Below are 3,030 nucleotides of genomic sequence, written 5' to 3'. Positions count from 1 at the left end.
GAATTCCCAAACTAGAATTCCCAAACTAGAATTCCCAAACTAGAATTCCCAAACTAGAATTCCCAAACTAGAATTCCCAAACTAGAATTCCCAAACTAGAATTCCCAAACTTCCCCGCGACTTAAAATATGCTTAATTTCATTAAACTTTAAGCTTGAAGTAAAAAACTACAAAAAACCTACAAAAAAACTACAAAAATTTCATAAAAAGCAAAAACTCTCGCTGCTGTAACAAAACCCAAAAGCCAAGCCAAAACCTAGAACCTAAAACTCAAAAACCAAGCCAAAAGCTAAAACCCCAAAACCCAAAATTCCCAGAATTTTAGAATTCCCAAAATCTTAAAATTCCCCCATAACCCCCTAAATCTCAGTGCTAAATACGCTATTTACTAGCCCCTCAAAGTAGATCGCATCCCCATGCAAAAAGACCTTGATAATCTCACCTGAGCGTGGGCGAATCACGCTTTTCACGCCTGATTTGATAGGCTCGCTCGCCCTATACGCAAGCGCAGCCGCGCACATCCCAGTCCCACACGCTAGCGTCTCAGCCTCCACGCCACGCTCAAAAGTCCTTACAAAAAGCTCTCCGCCCAGCTCACAGACAAAATTCACATTTGCGTTATACTTAGCCCGCAGTCTTGGCGCAAGCTCAAATGGCGCAGCCTCTATATCCTCCACAAACGCCACTAGATGCGGCACCCCAGTATCATAAAAATACCAGCTGAGCCCATCCTCGCAAAATGGCTCGCTAAGTTTCTTTGGCGCACTTAGACGCACGCTCACACTAGCTGTGCAGCCTAGTTTTGGCACATTAGCGATGTTTTGCCCAAGCGCAGCCAAGGCAGGGTGGCTTATCTGCTCGCTCACATTTGCTTCTATCACACCTGCTAGAGTGTGTAAAAATATAGTCTTGCTAGCATCCACTAGCCCCTGTTCGCAGGCAAAAAGCGCCGCTGCACGAGAAGCATTTCCGCACATGCTAGCCTCGCTGCCATCAAGGTTATAAAAGCGCCAAATGATGTGATTATCGCTACTGCCTTTAAAAATCGCCACCAGCCCATCAGCGCCTATGCCCTCGTGGCGATCACATAGTCTTTTAGCAAGCTCGCTAAAATCATACTTGCTGGCGTCTTTGCTCTCACTCTCAGCCTTGCTGGCTAGAAAAAATACAAAATCATTACCACTTGCGTTAAACTTAAAAAACTTCATTTTCTCCCTTTATAATATCTAGAATTCCTTATAAAATCTAGAATTCCTTAGCGAACCACACGCCACCAAGGCTTTGTGGGACTTTTTTCATCAAATCTCTGTCCTAGCAGCGGCGTTAGCACATTTTGCTCGCCTTTTATAGAGTAGAGCTCTTCTATATCTGCGCTCCAGGGCTTTAAATCCGCATTAAAAGTCCCCCAGTGCACGGGCAGCAGGGCTTTTGCGCCTAGATCATTTGCCGCCTTTAGCGCGGAGCTGGGCTCTAGGCTAAGTGAGCCAGGTGAGCCAGAGATGCTAAGGCAAGCGATATCAAAGCCCTGAAATTCTCTGCCAATACTAGCAAAATACGCCCCATACGCCCCATCCCCACCAAAAAATATTTTTTTGCTCTTGCTAGTTAGAGCGTAGCTGTTCCACAGGCTTTGATTTTTTGAAAACCAGCTTCTGCCGCTGCTGTGAAGTGCTGGCGTGGCAGTTATTTTTAGTCCCATGATTTCGCTACTCTCCCACCAGCCAAGCTCGGTGATTTTATTTTCATCCACACCCCAGCCAATGAGCGTGTCCTTTAGCCCCAAAGGCACGATATAGTGGCGCACAAAGGCAGTCTCTATAGTGCTTCTTTCAAGGTGGTCGTAGTGATCATGTGTGATTAGCAAAATATCTATTTTTGGCAGGTTTTTAGCCGTTAGGGGCGCAGGCACTAGGCGGCGCAGCACAAAAGGCAGGGGCGAAGCAGAGCCAAAAACTGGATCAACAAGCACCCTAGCACCATCAATCTCAGCCAAAATACTACCATGCCCCAGCCAGTATAGCCCAAAGTCCGCTGGAGTAATGTCAAAATCGCTTTTTAACAAGTGATTAAAAGGCAGCGGCGAACTAGGCGCACTATCAGTAGAAAAATAGTATAAAAACATGCTATAAAGGTCTTTAAAGCCAGCTTTTTCTTCTGCGTTTTCAGAGTTAGTAAAGGTGCCATTTTTAAAGTATTCATAGCGAGAAAAACTTGCCAAAGCAGCCTTGCTAGGGCCTTTGCCAAGCTCTCGCCAGATAAAAAATCCAGCAAAAACAAGCGCAAGAATAAATAATATTATAAGATATACAAAAGCTTTTTTTATCAGTGTTTTAAGCATTTTTTCTCTTTTTTTAGGCAAAATTATAGCCAAAATTTTACTAGGCTTAGTAAATTTTTAGCTATAATTTAAGCAAAATTTTGGAGAGTTTTTTGAAGCAAATCACGCTGTCTTTGGATCAAACGCTAGATGATTATGTGCTAAATTGCGAGCTTTGCACGCTAGCTAAGATTAGCCAAAATGCGCATAAGTTTTGGAAAAACACGATCTGCGCGCAGTTTAGTGGCTCAAGGACGGTTTTTTTGCGCCGCGGGACTTTGCCAGCTAAATACGCTCATTTTGAAGCGCAATGCTCTAGCCTTAAAGGGCTTGTTTTGGCAAATGCCTTTTGCGCCTTTTGCGGTGGGCTTGCAAACTCGCATTTAGTGGCATCAAACGGCTCAAAACTCGGCGAGATTTTAGTAATCCGCAAAATCGGCATTTTTAAATTCGTAGATTTAAACGCATTTTACGAGCGATTAGGCTTGCCAAAAGATGCTAAAATTTACATTGAAAAGTGTAGATTTTTTTCGCCAACGCCCTTTGAGAGACGCATAAAACTCACACCAACTTTGTGTTTGGGATATTATTAAGGAATTTTGGAATTCCCTAGTTTTTTTGCTTCGCATCTACTAGTTTTTGGGGGTTGGGGGGTATTTTTTACTTAGGAATTCTAGAATTTTACTTAGGAATTCTAGATTTTACTTAGAAAT

At 43.3% G+C, this 3,030-nt stretch carries 3 protein-coding genes; 1 reads left to right on the top strand and 2 read right to left on the bottom strand.

Annotation, left to right across the window (positions count from 1 at the left end):
• Positions 1–359: 359 nt before the first annotated feature.
• Complete coding sequence (dapF, locus tag PTQ34_RS08780) at positions 360–1,208, bottom strand: diaminopimelate epimerase (protein WP_273933220.1); 849 nt, start codon at positions 1,206–1,208, stop codon at positions 360–362.
• A gap of 47 nt (positions 1,209–1,255) precedes the next feature.
• Entirely contained in the window at positions 1,256–2,338 is a 1,083-nt protein-coding gene (locus PTQ34_RS08775) for an MBL fold metallo-hydrolase (RefSeq protein ID WP_273933219.1), read from the bottom strand.
• A gap of 80 nt (positions 2,339–2,418) precedes the next feature.
• On the opposite strand from PTQ34_RS08775, the gene PTQ34_RS08770 reads away from it, so the two are divergent.
• Positions 2,419–2,910: a cysteine permease gene (locus tag PTQ34_RS08770; RefSeq protein ID WP_273933218.1), complete on the top strand. Its 492-nt coding sequence runs from the start codon at positions 2,419–2,421 to the stop codon at positions 2,908–2,910.
• Positions 2,911–3,030: the final 120 nt, after the last annotated feature.

It is taken from the genome of Campylobacter magnus, assembly GCF_028649595.1.
Lineage (GTDB): Bacteria > Campylobacterota > Campylobacteria > Campylobacterales > Campylobacteraceae > Campylobacter > Campylobacter magnus.
The sequence above is the reverse complement of the archived record's forward strand: the minus strand, read 5'-3'. Positions and strand labels throughout refer to the sequence as shown.

Coding starts and splice junctions, on each gene's coding strand:
- dapF (WP_273933220.1), bottom strand. CDS start 1,208: ATGAAGTTTTTTAAGTTTAACGCAAGTGGTAATGATTTTGTATTTTTT.
- PTQ34_RS08775 (WP_273933219.1), bottom strand. CDS start 2,338: ATGCTTAAAACACTGATAAAAAAAGCTTTTGTATATCTTATAATATTA.